The following is a 22,190-nucleotide window of genomic DNA, read 5'->3' as shown; positions in this document are numbered from 1 at the left end:
TCGCTTCACGCCGCGCAGGGCCGTGCGGTACGGTCCTCCGGGCGTGTACCCGTCAGCCAACGTCATGTTTCGGTAAAGGCCAAAAGCCTTGTGTGTGGACGTAGTTGGACGATTCGGGCGCGCCTGTTCCCTGAGCGGACCCCGGCGTGACACCCGCCTTCCGAAGTGGCTGGATCGTTCGGTAATCTCCGTCGGACTTTCAAGCTTCGCGGGGGATTGCGGCATGCTCGGCCGCCCCTCGCGCCCCGGGCCTCGCCCGGACTCTTCCGTGAGGTCTCCCTTGTCCATACGTCGCAGTCTTGCCCTTGCCGGCGCCGCCGCGCTCACGTCCTCGCTCGTGCTGTCCGGCGCCCAGGGCGCCATGGCCGTCGGCACCACCGGATCCCCGTCGGCCGCCGCCCCGCAGGCCAAGGCCTCCAGCCAGAGCCTGGACCTGACGGTGAACGGCGTGCCCGGCACCTTCATCGCCGGCGGTGACGCCCGCGAGTTCACCTTCAAGATCGACAACTCGACGAAGCACGACTTCATCTTCCTGCCGCTGCTCAAGTTCAAGAACAAGGCCGGCACGCTCAAGGCGAAGGACCTCAAGGTCGAGTACCAGATGCCCGGTGGCCAGTGGCAGACCGGTGCGCCCGCCCCCGACGCCGGCGAGGACAAGGACGACTCCGTCCTCACCCTGCTCGGCGCCCTCGGCCCGGACGGCAACCCCACCGACGACGACCTGCTCGTGGTGAACCGCGGCAAGGCCTTCTCGATCAAGATCCGGGTCTCCTTCACCTCGGACGCCCCGCTCGGCCGGGCCGGCGTCGTCCCGGTGGTGTTCTCCGCCGAGCTCGACGACGACACCCACCAGCCGGTCGACGAGGGCCACCTCAGCTGCGACGGCATCAAGGGCGCCGGCTTCGTGATCAAGGCCGGCGGCGGTGGCAAGCCCAGCCCGACCGTCAGCCCGACCCACACCGGCAAGCCCAGCCCGACCGCCACCACCTCGCCGACGGCCACCCACTCGCCGACCGGCAGCACCTCGCCCACGGCCACCCACTCGCCGACCGGCAGCACCTCGCCGACCGCGAGCACCTCGCCCACGGCCACCGCCACGGCCACCGCCACCGCCACGCCCACCGCGACGGCCACGGCGACCACCACCGGCACCCCGACCACCCCGTCGACCGGCACGCCGTCCGCCTCCGCCTCGACCGCCGCCCCCGCCCCGGGCGACAGCACCGGTGGCGACACGGCCGGCCCGATCGACTTCCCGGTGGCCGTCCCGACCGTCAAGACCCCGCCGCTCACCCCGGCCGCCGTCAACAAGGCCAAGGCCGCCGCCGACAACGGCGACAAGGCCCTGGCCCAGACCGGTGGCGGTGACGACACCACCGCCATCGCCGGCGCCGGTGCCGCCGTGCTGCTGGCCGGTGTCGGCACCCTCGTGGTGCTCCGCCGCCGCAAGTCGGCCCAGCAGGGCTGACCTCGACCGCGCGCCCGAGCGGTGGCGCCCGAGTGCCGCCGTGCCGCCCGGAGTCCGTCCGACGGACCTCCGGGCGGCACGGGCGGTACTCCTCCGTCACATAGGATGTCCGGCCGGAGGGGGGCGGAACCGGCGGGGAGAGGGACAGGTGCGGGGAGCACGCACGGCACGGACGACCACCGACTACGAGGCGGCGACCGGGCGGATCGCGGGACTGCCACTGCGCAGGCACCACGTCCTGCTGGTCGCCTGGACGGTGCTCTGGTTCTTCCTGGTCGAGCCCAGCGGAGGCTTCTCCTGGCACTACCTGCGCCAGGGTGAGCAGCTGCTCTTCAGCGACCAGCCGGACGGCGGGCTGGCGCTCTACGCCCACCACCCGGAGCTGCAGATCGGCCCGGTCAGCCTCGCCGCGGCCCGGCTCACCGCGCCCTTCTCACCGCACGTCGGCGAGCTCGTCGCGGAGGCCGCGGCGTCCGCGCTCGGCCTGGTGATGCTCGTCCTGATCGGCCGCACCGCCGCCCTGTACTACCTGGGCACCGGCACCAACCACCGCCGGCTCCAGCAGCGCCTGCTGATCGCCGGACTGGCCTTCATCCCGATGTGGGTCGAGGTCTCGGTCCGCTTCGCGCACCTGGACGACGTCCTGGCGCTGTTCTTCACCACCCTCGCCGCGCACGCCCTGGCCCGCGGCAAGCCCACCATGGTCGGCGTCTACCTCGCCCTGGCGGTGGACTCCAAGCCCTGGGCGATCGCCTTCGCCCCGCTGATCCTGGCGCTGCCGCGCCCCGCCTGGCTGCGCACCGCGATCTGGTTCGCCGGGCTGGTGGCGATCGCCTGGCTGCCGTTCTACCTGGGCAACCTGGACACCCTCGCGGCGGCCAAGTTCACCATCCCCAACCAGCCGGCCTCGGCGCTGCGCTGGTTCGGGGTGACCGACCCCGCCACCCCGTGGTGGGACCGCCCGACCCAGTTCGCGCTGGGCATCGGCCTCGGCACCGTCGCGGTCTGGCGCGGCCGCTGGCCCGCAGTGGTGCTGCTCGGCGCGGACGCCCGGATCCTGCTCGACCCGAGCGTCTACACCTACTACACCGCCTCGATCCTGCTCGGCACCCTGCTCTGGGACGCGGTCGGTCAGAAGCGGCTCGTGCCGTGGTGGAGCTGGATCGCGCTGGCCTCGTTGTACGGCGGCACCCTGCTCATCCCCTCCGACGCGGCCCGCGGCTTCGTCCGGCTCGCCTTCGTCGTGGTCTCGGCCGCGTACGTGCTGCTCTGGCCCACCCAGCGGACCCGCCGCCCGCGCCCGCCGGCGGACGGGGAGGGGCGCCGCCGCACCTCCCGGCGGCGCGAGCGCGACCTGGTGGGCGCCGGCGCCTGACCGGGGCTCCCCGCGCCCGGGTGCCGGACCGGGGCGCCCCCGCGCCCGATGCCGGAACCGGCTTGACCCTCACGCGGCGTGAGAGCCGAGGCTGGTGGTCGAAAGGAAGGGAGCACCCCTGATGAGCGGCAGCGGCGGCTACACGGTCGGCGCCCTGGCGAAGATCGCCAAGGTGACGGTCCGCACCCTGCACCACTACGACGAGATCGGTCTGCTGTCCCCCGCGGGCCGCACCCCGGCCGGCTACCGCCGGTACGGGGAGGCCGACCTCGACCGGCTGCAGCAGATCCTCTTCTACCGCGAGCTCGGGTTCCCCCTGGAGGAGATCGCGGCGATCCTGGACGACGACTCGGTCAGCCCGACCGAGCACCTCCGGCGTCAGCACGGACTGCTGACCGACCGGATCGGTCGGCTCCAGGCCCTCGCCGCGGCCGTCGAGAACGCCATGGAGGCACGCAGGATGGGCATTCAGCTGACCCCGGAGGAGAAGTTCGAGATCTTCGGCGAGGGCTACCAGGAGGACTGGGAGACCGAGGCGGAGCAGCGCTGGGGCGACACCGAGGCCTGGGCGGAGTCCCAGCGCCGCACGGCGAAGTACGGCAAGGCCGACTGGGAGCGGATCAAGGCCGAGGCGGACGGGTTCAACGCCCGGATGGTCGAGGCGCTCACCGCCGGCGAGCCGGCCGACGGCACGGTGGCGATGGACCTCGCCGAGGAGCACCGCCGGCACATCAGCGACAACTTCTACGAGTGCGGCCACCGGATGCACCGCTGCCTCGGTGAGATGTACGTCGCCGACCCGCGGTTCACCGCCACCTACGAGACGATGGCGCCGGGCCTGGCCGTGTGGCTGCGCGACGCCATCCTCGCCAACGCGGACCGCAACGAGCGGTCCGGTGAGCAGCAGGCCTGACGGGGGACGGGACGGCCGGGCGCGGGACCGGTGAGAGTCGGGGCCGGTGAGAGTCGGGGCCGGTGAGAGCCGGGACGGGGGAGTGGGACCGCCGGGCACCGGTCCCGGCCCGGATCAGGCGACCCCGCGTCCGAAGGAACGCCGGTAGGCGGTCGGGGAGGTGCGCATCACCCGGCCGAAGTGGTGGCGGAAGGTCGCGGCGCTCTCGAAGCCGACCGCCGCGGCCACCTCCTCCACCGTGCCCTCCGGGGACTCCAGGAGGGGCAGGCTGGCCGCGATGCGCTGGGTGACGACCCAGCGCATCGGGCTGGTGCCGTTGCGCGCGGTGAAGTGCCGCAGGTACGAGCGGTCCGACATCCGGGCGGCGCGGGCCAGCAGCGAGATGGTCAGCGGGGACGCCAGGTGGTCCATCGCCCACTGCATGCTGCGGGCGATCCCGTCGTCGTCCTCCTCGACCGACCGGACCGCGGCCTCGATGAACTGGGCCTGCCCGCCGTCCCGGTGCGGCGGCACGACGAACCGCCGGGCCACGCTGTTGGCCACCCTGGCGCCGTGGTCCCGGCGGACCAGGTGCAGGCAGAGGTCGATGCCGGCGGCGCTGCCCGCACTGGTGAGCACGTTGCCGTTGTCGACGTAGAGCACGTCCGGGTTGACCCGCACGTCCGGGTGGCGCTGCTGGAGCAGGTCCGCGTACCGCCAGTGGGTGGTGGCCTCCCGGCCGTCCAGCAGGCCGGCGGCGGCCAGCGCGAACGCGCCCGAGCAGATCGACACGATCCGGGCCCCGCGTTCGTGCGCCGTGCGCAGGGCCGCGACCAGGCCGGGGGACACCTCGCCGCTGAAGGCGTTCGCCACCCCGGGGACCACCACCGTGTCGGCGGCGGCGAGTTCGTCCAGTCCGTGCCGGGCGGTCAGCGCGAACCCGCCCACCGCGTCCAGGGCCGCCCCGGGCCGGTCGGCGCACACCTTGAGCCCGTACCACGGGGCCGCCAGCAGCCCGCTCAGCTCGGGCCGGGCCAGCCCGAACACCTCCACCACCACGCCGAGTTCGAACGGGGCCATGCCCTCGAAGGCGTACACCGCGACGTCGTGCACCGGCTCCGGCCGCCGCCCGATGGTGACGGGCACCGGGCGGGAAGCGGCCACGACCGGGCCCTCGACGTACTGCTCGGCCATGCGGACCCCCTGCTGACGGTGGCGGGATGGCGGTGAGTGTAGCCGTTCCGGCCAGTCCGAAATTGCTTCGAACCGGCCTGCAACCTCCGTGGCCCCCGGACGTCCATCGAGTAGGGGGGCGGAGCCTGACAGGCCGGGGGGCGCTGGAAGGATTCCCTCGATCACGAACTGACAGGTGTCCTGACGGGTGCTCCGGCCGAGAGCCGGGCGTTCCGTCCCGGGGGAAAGCAGAACGCGCATGTCCATGGCCATCGGGCCGTTCGCCGTACCACCGCGGGGGCGCGGACTCTCCGTCCGCGGCCTCGTCGGGCTGCTGTTCGGTGCTCAGGAGGTCGGCGAGGTGTCCGCGGCGACGGGCGCCGAGCAGGCGGCGGCACGTCGCTCCGGCTTCCGGCTGCTCCGCGGCGGACGCAAGGCCGCCGAGGACCGGCCGACCCTGACCGACCTGTACCACGCCCACCGGCTGGGCCTGGGCCGGATGGCGGTGCTCCTGGTGGACCACCAGGACCTGGCCGAGGACGTCGTGCAGGAGGCCTTCACCCAGCTGTACCAGCGGTACGGAGAGGAGCTCGACGACCTGGACAACGCGCTCGGGTACCTGCGCACCGCGGTGGTCAACGGCGCCCGCTCGATGCTCCGCCGCCGGAAGACCGCCCGCGAGTACGTGCCGCCGCACGAGGCCGACGCGCCGTCAGCGGAGGACCACGCGGTGCTCAACGACGAGCACCGCCGGGTGCTCGTCGCCCTGCAGGAGCTGACCCCCCGCCAGCGTGAGGTGCTGGTGCTGCGCTACTGGTCCGACCTGTCGGAGGCGCAGATAGCCGAGACCCTGGGGCTGTCCCGGGGCGCCGTGAAGTCCACCGCCAGCCGGGCCCTGGACGCCTTGGAAAAGCATCTGGAGAAGGTTCGATGACCGACAAGAATCCCCGCCCCAAGAGCGGTGACCGAGGCGGTGGCGGGCCGGCCGAGACGCCGACGGAACGGCTGCTGCGGGAGGCCATGAACGCCCGCGCCTCGCTCATCACCGTCCACGACCTGCGCCCGGCCGACCCGCCGACGCGGCGACTGCGCCGGCTGCGCCCGCTCTACCTGGCCACCGTGCCGGTCCTCGCGCTGGCCGCCGCGCTCGCCATCGGCGTGCTCACCCTCCACGGCGACCCGCTGGCCAGGAAGGACGTCCCGCCGCCGGCCGCCACCGGGTCGGCCACGCCGAGCCCCACCGCCTCGCCGACCGGCACCCCGACCCCCACGCCCACCCCCACCGTCGCGCCGTCGGACACCGGCGCCCCCACCGGCGAGCCCGAGACCGGCGCCCCGCTCTCGGACGTCACCCCGACGCACGGCAGCACCCCGACGCCGACCGGCACCACCCCGGCGGCCGCCGGGAAGCCGTACACCTTCCGGAACGTCAGGTTCAAGGTCCCGGCGGGGTGGCGGGTCGTCGAGCCGTCCCCGGGGGACACCGCGCTGTGCGTGATGAGCCCGGGCGCCCCGCCGGCGTCGTCGCCGAACCCGGGGCTCCCGGTGGGGGCCAACCCCGACCCGTGCCAGCCGTACGGCGTGCTGCTGGTCGTGATGGACCAGCCCTCGGAGAACTGGCCGTCGACGGCCATGATGGACACCGCGAGCGGCTGGAGCCCGCAACCCGCCTGTCCGGTCTGGGGCAACGTCCACGCACCGGCCGGGCAGGAGGCCAAGAGCACCGGGCCGGAGAAGAGCACGCCCACCGTGGCCGGGCGCCCGGCCCGCAAGTCGCAGTGGCAGGGCAGCTGCGGCAGCGACTCCTTCACGGCCCAGATGTGGGCGCTGCCGAAGGACGGCGTCTTCGTCACGACGGCGGGCCTCAAGGCGGACTACCAGGCCGGCCTGAACTCGCTGCTCGGCAGCCTCGACCTGAGCGGCCACCAGGCCCCGCCGACGGCGGCCAACCAGAACGACGTCGCCGTGACCTTCGACGGTCTCGCGGCCGGCCAGCCGTTGCGGGCGGGCAGCGCGGTCGTCACCTTCTCGGTGACCTTCCGCAACACCAGCCAGAACACCTACGCCCGGCTGCAGCCGCTGGTGTTCACGGACCACTACGAGGGCTCGCCGCTCGCGCTCGGCGCGCCCAACGACGGCTGGCTGGAGCTCCAGGCCGGCGGCGAGTGGAAGAAGAAGGCGATGTCGCCCGACTCCCTCATGGGCTACGCGCTGGCCGACGAGACGGAGCTCTTCAAGCTGGCCCCCGGGGAGTCCAGGACGCTGACCTACCGGCTGACGGTGGGCGCCGGGAACGGGCTCGGGGACATGCCGCTGAAGGCCCAGGCGGTGCTCCCCTACAACGGGAGCGACCTGACCGTGCTCGGCCACCAGGACATGACGGTGAAGATCGTCAAGTGACGCACCGGGGCCCGGCCTCCCACCGCGGGGAGGCCGGGCCCCGGCCGCGGGCCGCCGGTCAGGCCAGCGAGGCCATCCACGCCTCGACGTCCTCGGCGCGGCGCGGCAGGCCGGCCGAGAGGTTCTCGTTGCCGTCGGCGGTGACCAGGATGTCGTCCTCGATCCGGACGCCGATGCCGCGGTACTCCTCCGGCACCGTGAGGTCGTCCTGCTGGAAGTACAGGCCGGGCTCGACGGTCAGGACCATGCCGGGCACCAGCAGCGCGTCGACGTGCTCCTCGCGGCGCGAGTGGGCGCAGTCGTGGACGTCCAGGCCGAGCATGTGGCCGGTGCCGTGCAGGGTCCAGCGGCGCTGCAGGCCGAGCTCCAGCACCTTGTCGACGTCGTACTGCGAGGCGTCCAGCAGGCCCCAGGCGAGCAGCCGCTCGGCGAGCACCCGCTGCGAGGCGTCGTGGAAGTCGCGGAACCGGGCGCCGGGCTTCACCGCGGCGATGCCGGCCTCCTGGGCGTCGTACACGGCCTGGTAGATCGCGCGCTGCAGGTCGTCGAAGCGGCCGCTGATCGGCAGGGTGCGGGTGACGTCGGCGGTGTACAGGGTGTGGGTCTCGACGCCGGCGTCGAGCAGCAGCAGCTCGCCGGGGCGGACGTCGCCGTCGTTGCGGACCCAGTGCAGGGTGGTGGCGTGCGGGCCGGCCGCGGCGATGGTGCCGTAGCCGACGTCGTTGCCCTCGACCCGGGCGCGGCGCCAGAAGGTGCCCTCGATCCAGCGCTCCGAGGTGGCGACGGCCTGGCCGAGCTCGCGGACCACGTCGGTGAAGCCCTTGACGGTGGCGTCGCAGGCGGCGCGCAGCTCGCCGATCTCCCACGCGTCCTTGACCAGCCGCAGGCCGCTCAGGAACTCCTTGAACCCGGCGTCCCGGTCGGCGTCCAGCGCCCCGGCCAGGGCGTCCTCCAGGCCGGCGTCGTAGCCGCGGACGATCCGGGTGGGCACGGCGGAGTCGCCGGCCAGCGCGGCGAGCTCCTCGGCGGCCTTGCGGACGTCGCGCACCGGCAGGCCGAGCAGCTGCTCCTGCTCGCTCAGGCTGTGCCGGCGGCCGACCCACAGCTCGCCGTAGCCGTCCAGCCAGAACTCGCCGTTCTCGCGGTCCGAGCGGGGCAGCAGGTAGAGGGAGAAGGCGTGGCCGGCGTCGCCGGTCGGTTCGGCGACGAGGACGGCGTCCTCGGTCTGGTCGCCGGTGAGGTGCACGTACTCGCTGGCGGCTCGGAAGCTGTAGTCGGTGTCGTTGGACCGCACCCGCAGGTTGCCGGCCGGCACCACCAGGCGCTCGCCGGGGAACGCGGCGGACAGCCGGGCACGGCGCTCGGCGGCGTACGGGGCCTGGGCGACCGGGACGAGGCCGTGCAGCTCGGTGTCGGCCCAGCCGGACTTCATCGAGGCGGCCAGCTCGTCGGAGACCTCGGCGTACAGGCCGTTCTTGCGGCCCTTGAACTGCTGCGGCTCCTCGCCGCCGGTGGCCTCGGGGTTCTCGGCCACCGCGGGGGTGAGGTCCTCGGTCACGTGTAACGCCTCCTTGGGGGTGGTACCGCCGCCCCTCGGGGGAGTGTCGGGTCGCGACACGCGCGGGCGGCCGTGCGTCCATGGTACGGACGCACGGTCGCCCGCCCGTTCGGGGCCGGACCGTCCGTTCGGGGGCGGGTCACTCGAAGCGGGCCGCGAGCAGCAGGAGGTCGTCGGTGGCCGGCCCGGTGTCCTGGTCGGGGCAGTGGGCCAGCAGGTGGGCGCAGAGCCGGTCGGGGTCGATCCGCACGTCCCGCGGGGCGTCGGCGGCGGCCCGGCGCAGGTTGGCCTGCCCGGCGTGCAGGGTGGGGCCGCAGCGGCGGGCCAGGCCCTCGGTGTACAGCAGCAGGGTGTCGCCGCGCTCGGCGGTGAACTCGACGCCGGGCGCCTCCCAGCAGGCCAGCATGCCGAGCGGGGCGGACAGCGAGGTCTCCACGAACTCGGCGCCGTGCCGGCCGACCAGCACGGGCGGGCAGTGCCCGGCGCCGGCCAGGGTGATCCGGCGTTCGTCGGGTTCCACCCAGGCGTAGACGGCGGTGGCGGTGCGGGTCGGCTCGGTGGTCTTGAGCAGCAGCTCCAGGTCCCCCAGGACGGAGACCGGGTCCTCGCCCTCCAGCACCGCGTAGGCGCGCAGGGCGGCCCGGATCCGGCCCATCGCGGCGGCCGCGCCGGGGGCGGAGCCGGGGCCCGCTCCGGGGCCGTCACCGGAGACGGAGCCGACGGTGAGGCCGACCGTGCCGTCCGGCAGGGGGATGGCGTCGTACCAGTCGCTGCCGCAGGAGCGGTCCAGTCCGGCCGGGACGAGCCGGGCGGCCAGCCGCAGGCCGGTGGCCCGGGGCAGCCGGTCGGGCAGCAGGCCGCGGCGCAGGGCCTCGGTGGTGCGCCGGACCCGGTCGGCCTCCAGCTGCTTGGCGAGCAGCGGTGCGGCGATCCCGGCGTAGCGGTGGGCGAGTTCGCGTTGGCGCTCGGTGGCCTCGGTGGGCTCGTCGTAGAACCAGACGGCGGCGGCGAGCGGGCCGTCCTCCTCGGTGGCGAGCGGCAGGCCGTAGCAGCCGCGGAGGCCGAGCTGGGCGGCGAGTTCGCGCAGCCGGTCGCCGGCGGCCGGGTCCTCGGCGAGGTCGGGGGAGTGCAGCCGCTCGGGCCGGTCGGTCTCCCGCAGCAGCCGGGTGAGCAGGCTCTGGTCGGTCGGCACGGTCTCCAGCGCGCCGAGGCTGGCCCGGTCGAGGCCCAGGCCGACGGGCTGGCCGAGGCCGCCGCCCGGGGTCCGGCCGACCAGGACGCCGCGCCGGGCTCCGAGCAGGGCGGCTCCGGAGGCGAGGACGGTCTCCAGGGTCTCGCCGAGGCCGCGGGCGCGGGCGAGCTGCTCGGTGTGCCGGTGCAGGCGGGTGAAATCGGACAGCCGTCCGGCCAAACGGTCCTGCACCCCGGTGGGCGGTGCCGTGCGGGTGTCCGCCGCGCCGGCCGGGGCGTCGACGGGGAGGGTGTCCGCCGCGCCGGCCGGGGCGTCGACGGGGCCGGGGAAGCCCGGCAGCGGGTCGAGGACGGTGAGCCCGCGGGCGCTGCCGGGCTCACCCGGCTCGGAGGGTGTCGACGACGGGTGGGACTCGGTCATGCCGCCACTCCTGACGCGGTGCTTCGTGCCATGCGGGACCCCCAGGTACGGCTGAGGTGGAGCGAGTACGGCCAAAGGGCGCGTTTCGCCTCGATTCGCTACTACTCGTCATTGATCGACAGCAATGCCACCACTTCTACACAGGCCATTTGGGGCATGTCCAGATCCGGGACGACGCGGTGGCCGGTTCCGTCGGACGCGCGACCCGGTCGGGGGCGCGTGCGGTCGGTGTGCGCGCCGGTTCGGCCGGCAGGCATGGAGCGGGCCGTGGGCGGGCAGAACGGAGGGGACGGACCCGGCGGCCGTCCGGATCGTATGTCCGCGCCGCCCGGGAGCCGGGCTGGCCGGAAGTCTCTCACTCGTACGGTGGAACCAAGCGCGCCCGGGCGGCGTCCATCCGGTCGCATACGGGATTCTCGTTCCAGGGGCTGTTCCAGTGCGCGGCCCTTCTCATGTCGTGCTCCACACCGTGCTCCACGTCGTCGCCGCGCCGCCCGCCCGCCCGCCCCGCTTCGCGCCGCCCGGGGGCCGTGCCTTCCGCGGGCCCGCAGGGCGGGGCCCGACGGTGCCGGCGGAGCGGAACGAACCGAGCGGTCAGGGAAAGGAACGAGCGCCATGCGTGAGAACCCGAAGGATTCGTGTTCCGCCCGGCTGGCCGCGGCCCTGACGGCTGCCGTCGACCACCGCTGGCCCGTGGTGCCGGGCGCCGTGCTGCGCGGCGACCGCTGCTCCTGCGGTGACCAGGACTGCTCCGTCCCCGGCGCGCACCCGCACGACCCCTCGCTGCTGGCCGCCACCACGGACGCCCGGATGGTGCGCTGGTGGTGGGAGCGGCAGAGCCCGGACGCGCCGGTGCTGGCCGCCACCGGCTCGACGCTCTCCGCGGTCAGCCTGCCGGCGGCGGCCGGTGCCCGGGCGCTGGCCTACCTGGGCGCGCTGCGGCTGCCGCTCGGGCCGGTGCTGTCCCTGCCGGGCCGCTACGCGCTGCTGGTGGCGCCGTACTCGCTGGACGCGCTCGGCGAGATGCTTGCCCAACTCCCTTGGGTGCCCGGGTCGTTGCGCTACCACGGGCCGGGCGGCTTCCTGCCGCTGCCGCCCGGTGGCGGATTCGGGCGGGTGCGCTGGGTGCGGGCTCCCCGGCCGGCCGCCGACGGCGGGGTGTGGTTGCCCCAGGTCGGGCCGCTGCTGGGCGAGTTGGTGGAGGCGACGGTCCGGCTGGACAGCGGCCGCTCGGCGTACTGACCGGGTGTCCGCTCTCTCGGTCCGGCGGGATCCGCGGCGGCCGGGCCGGCTCGCGGTGTCAGGTGGCCGCGCTCGGGGCCGTGACCGGCGCCGCTGCGGGGGCCGACCGGAAAAACAAAAGATCCGGCCGCTGGCGACGGGGGATGCACCAGCGGCCGGACTCTTTAGACAGTAACAAGGATCCGCGCCCGCGCCAATTTCCAAGACGCCCTCCACGCCCGGAAATTGCGGCTTCGCGGCGACAATGTGACGCGTATCACCCGGATCCTGCGTCCTTTAGTTCAAAGTGACCTGACGGTTCACCAGGTTCGCGCGGGCGCGCCGCTCCTCGGCGGTCAGCGGGGTCTCGTCGGCGAGCACGGCGGCCAGCCGCTCGGCGAACTCGGCGGCGGGCTTCTCGCAGTCCTCCGCGGTCATCGCCAGCGGGAGGTCCCAGACCGGGACGGTCAGGCCGTGCGCGCGGAACGAGCCGACCAGGCGGGTGTCAGCGCCGAGCGAGGAGCGGTCGGCGGCGCTCAGCCGGGCCAGGGCGTCCAGCAGCCGCTCCTCGGGCACGGTCATCACCCAGCGCAGGTGGTTCTTGTCCGGGGTGCCGCACCAGTAGGCGGCGTCGACGCCGTCCAGCTTCACGGTCGGGATGGCCGAGGCGTTGGCGCGCTCCAGGGAGGCGGCGACCTCACCGGTGGCGGTCTCGGCGTCCTCCAGCCAGAACTCGAAGCCGGTGTGCACGGCCGGCGTGAACTCGGCCGTGGTGTCCAGCAGATCCTGCAGGCGGCGCCCGCCCGGCTCGGTCCGGCGGGCCGGCACCGGGTTGCCCGGCTCGGTGGCCAGGGCCAGCTCCAGGGCGTCGGCGAGGTCGCGGCTCAGGTCGCCGGAGGCGGACTGGGTCTGCAGGCCGAGCAGGATCGAGCCGTCCTGGCGGCGCAGGGCCGGCCAGGCCAGCGGCAGCACGGTGGCCAGGGTCACCGACGGGACCTCGCCGGTGGCGCCCTCGGCCACCCCGGCGGCCAGCGTCAGCGGCACGGTGGCGGCGGGCACCAGCTCGCGCAGCGCCACCCAGTCGGCCTCGCCGGCCAGCCCCTCGAACGGGCGGTGCACCAGCTCCTGCACCGCGTGCGAGGCCTCCCGGCCGTGGCACGCCTTGTACCGGCGGCCCGAACCGCAGGGGCAGTTCTCGCGGGCCCCGACCACGGGGATCTCGCCCGTGACGGCGGTGGTGGACTGACGCTGCGGCGCCTTCTTGGCGGCCTTCTTGCCCATGGTGCGGCTCTCCCGGGGACGGTGTCCTTTGCTCCGGGCAGCCTACTGACCTTCCTCCCGACGTGCGGTCACGCACCGGGCCGCCCGGCGGGGCCCGGCGGGTGCCGGGCCCGGGGCCGGTCGGGCGGGGTGCGCGGTGTCAGGCGCTGCGGGCGTCACCGCCGGTGCGCCGGGCGTGCCGGGCACGGGCGGGCAGCGCCGCCCAGACCGTCACCTCGCCGGGCGCGTCGCGCACGCCCCAGTCGCTGGCCAACTGGTCGACGATGCCCAGGCCGCGGCCGCCGCGCGAGGTCAGCGAGGGGCTGGCGGGCAGCGGCCGGGTGGTCGCGCCGCCGTCGGTGACCTCCAGGGTGAGCACGCCGTCGGCGTGCATCTGCCAGCGGACCAGGACGCCGCCGTCGGCACCGCCGCCGGTGTCCTCGCCGCCCCGGCCGCCGGGTGCCGGGTGCGCCCCGCCGGGGACGCCGACCAGCACCTGGTCCACCACCTCGGCCCGGGCGCTGCGGCCCAGTGCCCGCAGCGGGCCGAGCGGACGGGCGTACCGGCACGCGTTGCTCAACAGTTCGGAAAGGATCAGAACAGCATCATCGATGACCGGCTCGGGTATCTCCCGGTCACCGAGATCTCGACGCAGTCGGCGCCGTGCGACCCCGACACTCGCTGGGCCGTGCGGCACTGCCATGGTCGATGAAGTCGGCACTTCACGCGCCACCATCAACGCCACCCCCGGACCTCCTTCAGCGTATGCCGAGGGAGAGATGCCCCTTGGTAATGCGTCGGAAACGACCGCCGGAGGATCCCGCGAGGACATTTCGAGCGTCGCGACCGAGGGTCGACCGGAGGTCATTCACCGCTCACCCTCCGTCGTGCGACGGCATGAATTCCGGCAATACCGTGCCCGGAAGGTTTGAGTGCCGACCAGACCGATCAGGTTCGATCAGTCCGTTCGGCCCCGTCCCGCCCTCGTCCGGCCCCGTCCCGCCCTCGTCCGGCCCTGTCCCGTCCCGTCGTCCGGCCCCGTCCCGTCGTCCGGTGCCGCTCCGTCGTCCCGTCCCGCTCAGTGCCGCCCGGTGCCGCTCCGGAGGAGGATCACCGCCCGAGCTGCGCCAGCACCTCGGCGGGCCGGTTGGTGATGATCGCGGACACCCCGAGCTCCAGGCAGAGCTCCACGTCGGCCGGCTCGTCGACCGTCCAGACGTGGACCTGGTGCCCCAGCTCGCGCAGCCGCGTCACCAGCTGCGGGCGGGCCCGGACCAGGTCGATGCCCGGGCCGGCGATCCGCGCCCCGCCCGGCAGCGGGGAGCCCGGGCGCAGCCGGCCGAGCAGCGGCAGGGTCCGCTCGAAGAGGAAGACCCGGCGGTAGTCCGGTGCCCCGGCGGCCACCCGGTCGAGGGCCACCGAGGAGAAGCTCATGATCCGGGCGACCGGGCGGTCCCCCTCGCGCTCCGCGCCGATCTTGAAGCGCTCCAGCATCCGCAGCAGTTCGGCCTCCACCCGGCCGCGGTAGCGCACCGGGTGCTTGGTCTCGATCGCCAGGTCCACCGGGCGGCCGCAGTCCACCGCCAGCTCCAGCAGCCGCTCCAGCCGCAGCACGCCGCGCAGTTCGGGGTCGGTGCTGGGGCGGCCGGTCTTCCAGGCGCCGAAGTCGTACGCCTCCAGCTCGGCCAGGGTCATCGCCGAGACGGTGCCCCGGCCGTCGGAGACCCGGCCGATCCGGCGGTCGTGCACGCAGACCAGCTCGCCGTCGGCGGTCAGCCGGACGTCGCACTCGAGGGCGTCGGCGCCCTCGTCGAGCGCGCGCCGGTACGCCGCGAGGGTGTGTTCGGGCAGGGCGTGGGAGGAACCGCGGTGGGCGATCACCTGGACGGGCGGCGCGGTGTGCGCCGCCGTCGAGGACAGGTCTGGGCTGGTCACAGGGCCAACGATAGGCGGCCGAAGTGACGCGGAGACGAAGACGGCCCCAACCCGTGGGGCCGTCTTCGGTGGGCGGGGCCGTCGGCGGGGGCGGTTCCGGGCCCCGGCGGCCCGGCCCGTCAGGCTCCGGACGCCCCCGGCAGCGCGGCCTGCCCGGCCCGCCGCGCTCAGGCTCAGCCCGCCGTGTTCCGGCGGGTCAGCGGGGTGAGCGCCCAGGTGAGCAGGGCGGGCACCAGGAAGGCGAACAGCGAGGCGGAGGTCCACTCCTGCGGGGTGAAGTGCAGCGACTCCTGGGCGGAGGTCCAGAAGTCCGTCCACCAGCCGGCCACCGGGGTCGGCGCGATGAACTGGTAGACCGCGAAGCCCAGCACCCACGGCAGCAGCATCAGCCAGCGGGAGGGGGCGTCGGCGGAGAGGTTCCAGCCGTGCCGGCCGGCGCCGAGGAAGTAGTCCACCGCGAGCACCGCCAGCAGCGGCACGAAGACGGATCCGATCAGGCCGAGGAAGTTGGTGTAGGTGTCGGTGAACCGGTCGATCTGCAGCGCCAGGACGGTGATCAGCAGGCCGATCCCGCCGGTCAGCACCCGGCGGTCCACCTTCGGCAGCAGGTTCTGCACGGACATCGCCGTCGAGTACACGTTGGCGAAGGACTGGTCCGTCTCGCGCAGCACCAGCACCAGCAGGAACAGCCAGCCGGCCCAGACGCCGAGGAAGGAGTCGAAGATCCGGTTCGGGTCGCCGTCGGACTGCAGCAGCGCCATCAGGCCGAGCACGTAGCACCAGACCTGGGCGACGGTGTAGCCGGAGAAGCTGCCCCAGAACGCCGAGCGCGGGGTGCGCGAGTGCCGGGTGTAGTCGGCGGCCAGCGGCACGAAGGAGATCGACACCGCGATCATCATGTCGGTGGCGCCCAGGAAGCCGTGCCAGTTGCCGGCGCCCGGGTCGGGCACCCCCTGACGGCCCAGCTGGACGGTGAAGTACACCATCGCGACGGCGACGGCACCCGCGACGAAGCGGCGCAGCACCGCGATCGAGCCGAGCGGCCAGATGGTCAGCGCGGTGGTCAGCGCGCCGGCCAGCAGCACGAACAGCCAGCGGTAGCCGTCGGTGTGGGCGACGGTCTGGGCGCCCGCCGCGATCGTCAGCAGCTCGAAGACGCCCCAGCCGACGCACTGGACGATGTTCAGCACCGTCGGGACGTACGACAGCCGGGTGCCGAACAGCCCGCGCAGGTTCGCCATCGCCGGGGCGCCGGTCCGGGCCCCGATCAGGGCGGCCACGCCGAGCATCGCGGTGCCGACCACGGTGCCGGCCACGATCGCCGTCACCGCCGCGGCCAGCGAGAGCTCGCCGCCCTTGGCGCCGAGCACGGTGGCGGCGGTGGAGAAGCCGATCAGGCTGACGCCCAGGTTCATCCAGAGCGCGAAGTGGTCGCGGAAGCGCAGCGTGCGCGGCGGCTCGGTGTCCAGCACCAGTGGCGCCTCGACGCGCTCCGGGCGGTCCAGGACGGCGGTCGCCGTGCCGGAACCGGCCGGGCCGCCGGCGGCGTCGCCGTGAACGGTCGTGGACGATCCGGGGAGGTCCCCGGTCGCCCCGGGGAAACCCTTGGACTCGGGCGCGCCCGAAGAAGAGGATGGCGAAGCAGGCGGCATGGCCGATACTCCCTACGCCGGCATTACCCGGACAGGTTCCGGCGGTCTGCGCCCCCTCGACGGTCCGTCCACGATGCCGTGGCGGTACGGTCGACCAGCGCACTCTCAGCCTGGAAGGTCCAAGCTCCCGCGTGTCAGTTTGGAGCGACAGGCTAACCGGCACCGGGGTGGACGCCAAGGCCAGGGGCCCTGCCGTCCGCATCGCGGGACGCCCGGCGGAGGTGGGGGAGCCTCCGTCGCCGGGTCGGCCGTCTGCGCCGGCTAAGGATTCTTATGAGTTCTTCAGAGGGGTCCTTACGGCAATCGAATCGACTGTGCGAAAAACTATGGTCCTTGGTTCTGTCAGCTATGGAGGTCGTCCGTGAGCACCGAGCGAGAGGTTGGGCCCACCGGGCCGCAGGGGGAGCAGCCCTCGGGCGCCCAGGGGGCGGGCGGTCCCGCTTCCGACCCCGCCGCCTCGGGCGGGCACAAGCCGACCATGGCGTTCAGCCGGGTCCCCGAGCCCGACGCCGCCCCCGCCTCCGAGCCGGCCCCGGCCGACTCCCCGGCCGCCCCGGCCGAGGGCGGGCACCGGGCGACCATGGCGTTCGGCCGGGTCCCCGAGCCCGAGGCCGCCCCCGCCCCCGAGCCGGCCGCGGCCGACGCCGCCGCGGCCGCGGAGGGCGTCCCGGCCGAGGGCGGGCACCGTCCCACCGTCGCCTTCACCAAGGTCCCCGCGCCGGAGGCGGCCCCGGCCGCCCCCGTGGCCCCCGTCGAGGCGCCGTCCGCCGGCGTCGACCCCGCCACCGGCTACCTCGACGCCCCGCCGCCGGTGCTGCCGCCCGCGCCGCAGGCCCCGGCAGCCCCCGCGGCGCCGCTCGCGCCGGTGGCCGAGGGCCAGGCCCCGCCGCTGGGCAACCCGTACGCCACGCCGACCCACGGCGTCCCGGCCGCCGGCGCGCACGACCCGTACGGCCCGCCGCCCGCCCCCGGCGTGCCCGCCGCGCACCCCGCGCCCGGCCACCACCCGTTCGGCGCCGGCCAGCCGCTCGGCGGCTGGGGCGCCTCCCACGACGCCACCGGCGGTGCCGGCTACCCGGGCGGCCCGGGCGGTCCGCTCGGCTACCCGGCCGACTACCCCGGCGGCCCCGGCGGCCCGCACCGCCCGCGCAGGAAGCGCGGCGGACTGGTCGCCCTGATCGCCGCCGTCGCACTGGTCGCCGGCGTGGCGGGCGGTGCGCTGGGCGTGGCGGTCACCGACCACAACAACGGCAGCAGCTCCGCGGACGACCACCGCAGCACCACCGTCCAGGCCAGCAACACCCAGAAGAACGAGCCCTCCCCCGGCTCGATCGCCGGCATCGCGCAGAAGGCGCTGCCCAGCGTCGTCACCATCAAGGCGCAGGGCAACGGCGAGTCCGGCACCGGCACCGGCTTCGTCTTCGACACCGAGGGCCACATCCTCACCAACAACCACGTGGTCGCGCCGACCCTCAACGGCGGCAAGCTCACCGTCAAGTTCGCCGACGGCACGTCCTACAACGCCTCGGTGCTGGGCCACGCCGAGGGCTACGACGTCGCCGTGGTCAAGATCGACAACCCGCCGAAGAGCAAGCTGGCGCCGCTCCCGCTGGCCGACTCCGACAAGGTCAACGTCGGCGACTCCACCATCGCGATCGGTGCGCCGTACGGCCTGGAGTCCACCGTCACCAGCGGCATCATCAGCGCCAAGGACCGCCCGGTCGCCTCCGGCGACGAGACCGGCGGCCAGTCCTCCTACATGAACGCCCTGCAGACCGACGCCTCGATCAACCCCGGCAACTCCGGCGGCCCGCTGCTCGACTCCGGCGGCGCGGTGGTCGGCATCAACTCGGCGATCCAGTCCAACGCCTCCGCCAACGGCCGGGCCGGCAGCATCGGCCTCGGCTTCGCCATCCCGATCAACCAGGCCAAGTGGGTCGCCGACACCCTGATCAAGACCGGCAAGCCCGTCTACGCCAAGCTCGACGTGCTGCGCAACGACGACTACAAGGGCGACGGCGCGCAGATCCAGACCCGCGACGTCCAGGGCCAGCCCGCCGTGACCCCCGGCGGCGCCGCGGACAAGGCGGGCCTCAAGCCGGGCGACGTCATCACCAAGCTCGGCGGTGTCCCGATCGAGAACGGCCCCGCCCTGGTCAGCCGGATCTGGACGCACAAGCCCGGCGAGACCGTCGACGTCGAGTACACCCGCAACGGCCAGCAGTTCACCACCAAGGTCACCCTCGGGCAGCGCGACGGCGACAGCTGACCCCCGCCGACCCGCACCGAACCGTGTGCACCGAACCCCGCCGGACCCGTTAGGCTGACCTCCGCCTGGAGAGCTGCCCGAGCGGCCTAAGGGAACAGTCTTGAAAACTGTCGTGGCGTGACCCGTCACCGTGGGTTCGAATCCCACGCTCTCCGCTGGTAGGAGAACACCTGCTCAGGGCGGGTATCGGCGAGCTGCCGATACCCGCCCTTTTCGATCCTGTCCCGGGTTGTCCCACCTGTGTGCCGGGTCCGGTCAGCGTGTGTGGGCCAGTTGTGGGCCAGATTCGAGGCCTACTCGCCGCCGTATTCCTGGTCGAGGAACCGCTCGATCAGGGTGTTGGAGCGGTCCTTCCGGCCGTCGAGCACCTTGGCGTAGAACTTGAAGAGCACCGTGATGCTGTGCCCGGCCCGGTGAGCGACCTCCGCCGGGTCGACGCCGGCCGCCAGCCAGCCGGAAACGCAGGTGGCCCGGAGGCTGTACGGCACATCGGCGAACGGCGTGCCCTCCTGGACGGGGGTGAGTGCCAGTTGCCGGGCTTTCTTCCAGACCTCCGAGGTCTCCTTCGTGCTGATCAGCCCACCCTCGGCGGCCTGGAACAGCCGCCCGTCGAGGCCCAGCCCGAACTCGTCCACGTGCTCGCGCAGCATCTGGACGAACACTGGAGGGATCGGGATATCCCGCGTGGCCTTGCGAGGACGGTGCTTCAAGCCGCGTTCCTCATGGGACTGCCCGTCGTCGGTCCACCGCGAGCCAACCCGGGGTGAGCTACCGGGCGCCACGATGAGGCCCCAGCCTGTCTCGGGGAGCGTGCAGTCGGCCAAGCGGAGGTGAGCGACCTCGGCCGGGCGCATGGCGGCCCAGTTGGTGCAGCCGTAGTACGTGGCGAGGTGGCGCCCGCGTGGGCCGAACGTTCGGACTGCTTCGATCAGCTCGCGTGCCTGGCGCGGCGCTGGAACGTACCGGAAGTCGATCTCGTCGTCCGTCTCCGGCGGCTCCCACTTCACGGACTTCAACGGGTTTGCCGTGAGGAGCTTCCGTTCGATCGCGTACCCGATCGCGCCGCTGAGAGTGGAGTACTTGCGCTTGATCGTATTGTCCGCCGCGCGCTTGCCGTCCAGTTTCAGGGTGATGGCCGTAAGGGCTTCCCGGAGGGTGTCGGAGTCCTCCAACTGCGAGACGGGCACCGACTTCCGGGCGATCCAGTCGAGCGCGCCCGCGAACTCCTCGGGGATCTCGCCTTGGTGGTCAGAGAAGTTGAACGCCCAGCACGAGAGGGCCCTCCGCAGCACGGGAGCCGGCGGAGCACCACGGTGGTCCGCGACGAGAGCCGGAGTGATCGTGGCCAGCCCATCGGCCCGCGCAGCGCGCTCCTTTGCGGACGATCCAGGCCACGTGACCTTTGCGTACTTCTTCGCGTGGTCGAACCAGGAGACCTGATTCTGTCGTCGCATCAGCTCGCGCAGCTCGGACGCGGGCAAGCCGGTCTCGACGTCGAACTCCTCGCCGTTCTTCATCGCGGTGCGGAGTTCGGCGAGCCTGCCAGTGGCGAGGGTCTTGGTGACGTAGCTCTTCGAGTGGGGCTTCGGCCCGACCTTCCAGCGCAACTCAAAGGGCTTTTTCCGGTTGGCGCGTTGGCGGATGGTGTACAGCTTCACGTCGTACGTCAGCACGTGCTCTCCAGTGGAAGGGGCCTCGGCGCAGCCGAGGCCCCTGAATGTGGGTTGGGTGGTCAGGCGGCGGTCGACTGCTCCAGATCGGCCCACCAGGCATCAAGGTCGGAGCGGCGGACGCGGATCTGGCCGTTGGGCAGCTTCAGGAGCTTCGGCCCCTTGCCTCGGGCGACCATGCGGTAGAACGCACTGCGGGACATGCCGAGCTCGGCGAGGACGGCGGGGAGCTTCAGGTGTTCCGGCTTGGGCATCGACGTCTCCGATTGATCCGAATCGAGCGGAGTGGTGGTTTGGTTCCTTGTGCTCGCAGAGTCCGCTACCGCCGCTACTCCGCTACCGCGCAGGTCAGGTGGGGTGCGGCGGTAGCGGATGGGGTAGCGGTAGCGGATTGATGCAGTCAGCCGGTGGTGGTGAGTTCGGCGTTGGGAGCCGGTTCGGTATCCGCTACCGCTACCGGTTCCGCTACCGGGAAAAGAGCCCTGACCTGGGCGGTAGCGGGAGTAGCGCTGGTAGCGGACGTTTCGGGAATGGGAGCGCAGTAGCGCATCCAGGCGTCGGTGAGGTCGGCGGCGTAGTAGCCCTTGGCGACGGCGGTGCCGATCTTGATGTTGCGGGGGCGGATGGGCTTGTTGGCGGCGGTGACGTAGTCGCCGAGCAGGCGGGAGAGGGAGCGGGTGTTGAGGGGGCGGCCGTCGAGGTCGGCCCACGGGGCGTCATCCATACCGGTGAGGCGCTCGATGATGACGGCGCTGGTGAGCCGCTCGGCTCCGGCGAAGACATCGCGCAGGTCAGCAAGCAGACGGATGCCGATGGACCCCTTGTCGTTGTCCTTGGCGGCGTTGACGAGTTCGAGGCAGGCAGTGCGGGCGCGCTTGGGCCAGTGGCCGCCGGCGGCATCAGCGACGGCGAGCAGGGGCTCCCACACGTCGGCGGGGCGATCGGTGACACCTTCGGGCATCTCGGGCCACGCTCCGCTGAGCTGCTCGCGGACGGTGTCAGCCCAGTCGGCGAGGCGGTCGCGCAGCGCGTGGCCCTCGGCCTCGTTGATGCGCTGCCGGTAGTTCTCGACGAACTCGTTAGGCGCCCGGCGGCGCATCCGGATGACGATGGAGCGGCTCATGATGGTGTCGGGCAGGTCGCCGAGGCCGGCGAGGACGAGCGCGGCGTAGACGGGGAACTTCTGGACGACGTGGTTCTCGCCGTCGCGGACGCTGCGGATGACGCCGCCGGTGCGGCGGTATCCGGCGTTGATGAGGCCGCGCAGGTCTTCGTTGCCGCTCGCGGCGGCGCCGAAGACGGTGTCGACCTCGTCGAAGAGGACGGTGGGTCGGGCCTGCTCGTCGCAGACGGAGCGGAACAGCGCGGACGGGCTGATGTCGACGGTGGTGAGCGGCCTGGGGACCAGGGTCTCCACGATCTCCAGCGCGCGGGTCTTGCCGCTTCCGGGCTCGGGGCTCAGGAAGGCGAGGCGGGGGGTGGCCTCGAAGGCGTCCATGAGGTGGGCGTGGGCGTCCCAGAGGGTCACGGCGACATAGGCGGACTCCGAGGGGAAGACGTTGAAGCGGCGGTGGTGGGCCTCGACGGCGTCGAGCAGGGTGGCGCCGTCCTCGGTCGTGGTGGTGACGGCCGGGGTGGGATCGGTCATGCTGGGGGTCTCCGGTCTGTCGGACTGGGAGAAGCGGCCGCCGGCTTTGGCGAGAGG

General features: G+C 73.5%; 17 protein-coding genes, 1 tRNA gene and 1 riboswitch. Of the genes, 8 read left to right on the top strand and 10 right to left on the bottom strand.

The window, feature by feature from the left end:
- The first annotated feature begins 280 nt into the window (after positions 1 to 280).
- From AB0N04_RS08330 to AB0N04_RS08320, 3 genes are all read left to right on the top strand, one after another.
- Entirely contained in the window at positions 281 to 1,468 is a 1,188-nt protein-coding gene (locus tag AB0N04_RS08330) for an LPXTG cell wall anchor domain-containing protein (RefSeq protein ID WP_360205770.1), read from the top strand.
- 214 nt (positions 1,469 to 1,682) lie between these two features.
- Positions 1,683 to 2,843 (top strand): hypothetical protein, encoded by a 1,161-nt coding sequence (locus tag AB0N04_RS08325; RefSeq protein ID WP_360205982.1) that lies wholly within the window; start codon positions 1,683 to 1,685, stop codon positions 2,841 to 2,843.
- A 121-nt stretch (positions 2,844 to 2,964) separates the two neighbouring features.
- Positions 2,965 to 3,756: a MerR family transcriptional regulator gene (locus AB0N04_RS08320; RefSeq protein WP_360205768.1), complete on the top strand. Its 792-nt coding sequence runs from the start codon at positions 2,965 to 2,967 to the stop codon at positions 3,754 to 3,756.
- 114 nt (positions 3,757 to 3,870) lie between these two features.
- Here the strand turns inward: AB0N04_RS08320 and AB0N04_RS08315 are convergent, their stop codons facing one another.
- Positions 3,871 to 4,929, bottom strand: a complete 1,059-nt coding sequence (locus AB0N04_RS08315) for a helix-turn-helix domain-containing protein (RefSeq protein ID WP_360205765.1) — start codon at positions 4,927 to 4,929, stop codon at positions 3,871 to 3,873.
- Between the two features lie 238 nt (positions 4,930 to 5,167).
- Between AB0N04_RS08315 and AB0N04_RS08310 the strand changes: the two genes are divergently transcribed.
- Together AB0N04_RS08310 and AB0N04_RS08305 are read left to right on the top strand one after the other, a co-directional pair.
- Positions 5,168 to 5,842 (top strand): SigE family RNA polymerase sigma factor, encoded by a 675-nt coding sequence (locus AB0N04_RS08310; protein WP_360205762.1) that lies wholly within the window; start codon positions 5,168 to 5,170, stop codon positions 5,840 to 5,842.
- Entirely contained in the window at positions 5,839 to 7,308 is a 1,470-nt protein-coding gene (locus AB0N04_RS08305; protein WP_360205760.1) for a hypothetical protein, read from the top strand. Before AB0N04_RS08310 ends, AB0N04_RS08305 begins: the two co-directional genes overlap by 4 nt.
- Before the next feature lie 58 nt (positions 7,309 to 7,366).
- Here the strand turns inward: AB0N04_RS08305 and AB0N04_RS08300 are convergent, their stop codons facing one another.
- Positions 7,367 to 8,866, bottom strand: a complete 1,500-nt coding sequence (locus tag AB0N04_RS08300) for an aminopeptidase P family protein (RefSeq protein WP_360205757.1) — start codon at positions 8,864 to 8,866, stop codon at positions 7,367 to 7,369.
- Positions 8,867 to 9,005: 139 nt separating this feature from the next.
- Positions 9,006 to 10,478: a PP2C family protein-serine/threonine phosphatase gene (locus AB0N04_RS08295; RefSeq protein WP_360205754.1), complete on the bottom strand. Its 1,473-nt coding sequence runs from the start codon at positions 10,476 to 10,478 to the stop codon at positions 9,006 to 9,008.
- A 615-nt stretch (positions 10,479 to 11,093) separates the two neighbouring features.
- Here AB0N04_RS08295 and AB0N04_RS08290 point away from each other — a divergent pair.
- On the top strand, positions 11,094 to 11,720 hold the full coding sequence (locus tag AB0N04_RS08290; RefSeq protein ID WP_360205752.1) for a bifunctional DNA primase/polymerase: 627 nt from the start codon (positions 11,094 to 11,096) through the stop codon (positions 11,718 to 11,720).
- A gap of 276 nt (positions 11,721 to 11,996) precedes the next feature.
- Here the strand turns inward: AB0N04_RS08290 and AB0N04_RS08285 are convergent, their stop codons facing one another.
- The 4 genes from AB0N04_RS08285 to AB0N04_RS08270 form a co-directional block, all read right to left on the bottom strand.
- Entirely contained in the window at positions 11,997 to 12,980 is a 984-nt protein-coding gene (locus AB0N04_RS08285; RefSeq protein WP_360205749.1) for a DUF5926 family protein, read from the bottom strand.
- A 139-nt stretch (positions 12,981 to 13,119) separates the two neighbouring features.
- Positions 13,120 to 13,662, bottom strand: coding sequence for an ATP-binding protein (locus AB0N04_RS08280; RefSeq protein WP_360205746.1), 543 nt, complete (start codon positions 13,660 to 13,662; stop codon positions 13,120 to 13,122).
- Between the two features lie 407 nt (positions 13,663 to 14,069).
- Positions 14,070 to 14,894 carry a glycerophosphodiester phosphodiesterase family protein gene (locus AB0N04_RS08275; RefSeq protein ID WP_360205744.1) on the bottom strand — a complete coding sequence of 275 codons (825 nt, stop codon included), beginning with the start codon at positions 14,892 to 14,894 and terminating at the stop codon, positions 14,070 to 14,072.
- A gap of 173 nt (positions 14,895 to 15,067) precedes the next feature.
- Positions 15,068 to 16,546, bottom strand: a complete 1,479-nt coding sequence (locus AB0N04_RS08270) for a cytosine permease (protein WP_360205742.1) — start codon at positions 16,544 to 16,546, stop codon at positions 15,068 to 15,070.
- Positions 16,539 to 16,687, bottom strand: a riboswitch (TPP riboswitch). (Overlaps the previous gene by 8 nt.)
- Before the next feature lie 220 nt (positions 16,688 to 16,907).
- Between AB0N04_RS08270 and AB0N04_RS08265 the strand changes: the two genes are divergently transcribed.
- Both AB0N04_RS08265 and AB0N04_RS08260 read left to right on the top strand, forming a co-directional pair.
- Complete coding sequence (locus AB0N04_RS08265) at positions 16,908 to 18,815, top strand: trypsin-like peptidase domain-containing protein (protein ID WP_360205740.1); 1,908 nt, start codon at positions 16,908 to 16,910, stop codon at positions 18,813 to 18,815.
- A 67-nt stretch (positions 18,816 to 18,882) separates the two neighbouring features.
- Positions 18,883 to 18,970 (top strand) — tRNA-Ser (locus tag AB0N04_RS08260).
- Between the two features lie 138 nt (positions 18,971 to 19,108).
- Here AB0N04_RS08260 and AB0N04_RS08255 read toward each other — a convergent pair.
- From AB0N04_RS08255 to AB0N04_RS08245, 3 genes are all read right to left on the bottom strand, one after another.
- Complete coding sequence (locus tag AB0N04_RS08255) at positions 19,109 to 20,488, bottom strand: site-specific integrase (protein ID WP_363363709.1); 1,380 nt, start codon at positions 20,486 to 20,488, stop codon at positions 19,109 to 19,111.
- A 59-nt stretch (positions 20,489 to 20,547) separates the two neighbouring features.
- Entirely contained in the window at positions 20,548 to 20,739 is a 192-nt protein-coding gene (locus tag AB0N04_RS08250) for a helix-turn-helix domain-containing protein (protein ID WP_363363708.1), read from the bottom strand.
- Positions 20,740 to 20,885: 146 nt separating this feature from the next.
- A complete protein-coding gene (locus AB0N04_RS08245; RefSeq protein ID WP_363363705.1) occupies positions 20,886 to 22,133 on the bottom strand; it encodes a DUF3631 domain-containing protein in 1,248 nt (415 codons plus the stop codon).
- Positions 22,134 to 22,190: the final 57 nt, after the last annotated feature.

The organism is Kitasatospora sp. NPDC051702 (assembly GCF_040681575.1).
Taxonomy (GTDB): domain Bacteria; phylum Actinomycetota; class Actinomycetes; order Streptomycetales; family Streptomycetaceae; genus Kitasatospora.
Note: the sequence above shows the minus strand (reverse complement) of the source record. Positions and strands in the feature narration are given on the sequence as shown.

What these genes read in the sequence shown, in the direction of transcription:
- AB0N04_RS08320 (WP_360205768.1), top strand. Translation starts at nt 2,965, where the DNA reads ATGAGCGGCAGCGGCGGCTACACGGTCGGCGCCCTGGCGAAGATCGCC.
- AB0N04_RS08315 (WP_360205765.1), bottom strand. Translation starts at nt 4,929, where the DNA reads ATGGCCGAGCAGTACGTCGAGGGCCCGGTCGTGGCCGCTTCCCGCCCG.
- AB0N04_RS08310 (WP_360205762.1), top strand. Translation starts at nt 5,168, where the DNA reads ATGTCCATGGCCATCGGGCCGTTCGCCGTACCACCGCGGGGGCGCGGA.
- AB0N04_RS08305 (WP_360205760.1), top strand. Translation starts at nt 5,839, where the DNA reads ATGACCGACAAGAATCCCCGCCCCAAGAGCGGTGACCGAGGCGGTGGC.
- AB0N04_RS08295 (WP_360205754.1), bottom strand. Translation starts at nt 10,478, where the DNA reads ATGACCGAGTCCCACCCGTCGTCGACACCCTCCGAGCCGGGTGAGCCC.
- AB0N04_RS08290 (WP_360205752.1), top strand. Translation starts at nt 11,094, where the DNA reads ATGCGTGAGAACCCGAAGGATTCGTGTTCCGCCCGGCTGGCCGCGGCC.
- AB0N04_RS08285 (WP_360205749.1), bottom strand. Translation starts at nt 12,980, where the DNA reads ATGGGCAAGAAGGCCGCCAAGAAGGCGCCGCAGCGTCAGTCCACCACC.
- AB0N04_RS08280 (WP_360205746.1), bottom strand. Translation starts at nt 13,662, where the DNA reads ATGGCAGTGCCGCACGGCCCAGCGAGTGTCGGGGTCGCACGGCGCCGA.
- AB0N04_RS08270 (WP_360205742.1), bottom strand. Translation starts at nt 16,546, where the DNA reads ATGCCGCCTGCTTCGCCATCCTCTTCTTCGGGCGCGCCCGAGTCCAAG.
- AB0N04_RS08250 (WP_363363708.1), bottom strand. Translation starts at nt 20,739, where the DNA reads ATGCCCAAGCCGGAACACCTGAAGCTCCCCGCCGTCCTCGCCGAGCTC.
- AB0N04_RS08245 (WP_363363705.1), bottom strand. Translation starts at nt 22,133, where the DNA reads ATGACCGATCCCACCCCGGCCGTCACCACCACGACCGAGGACGGCGCC.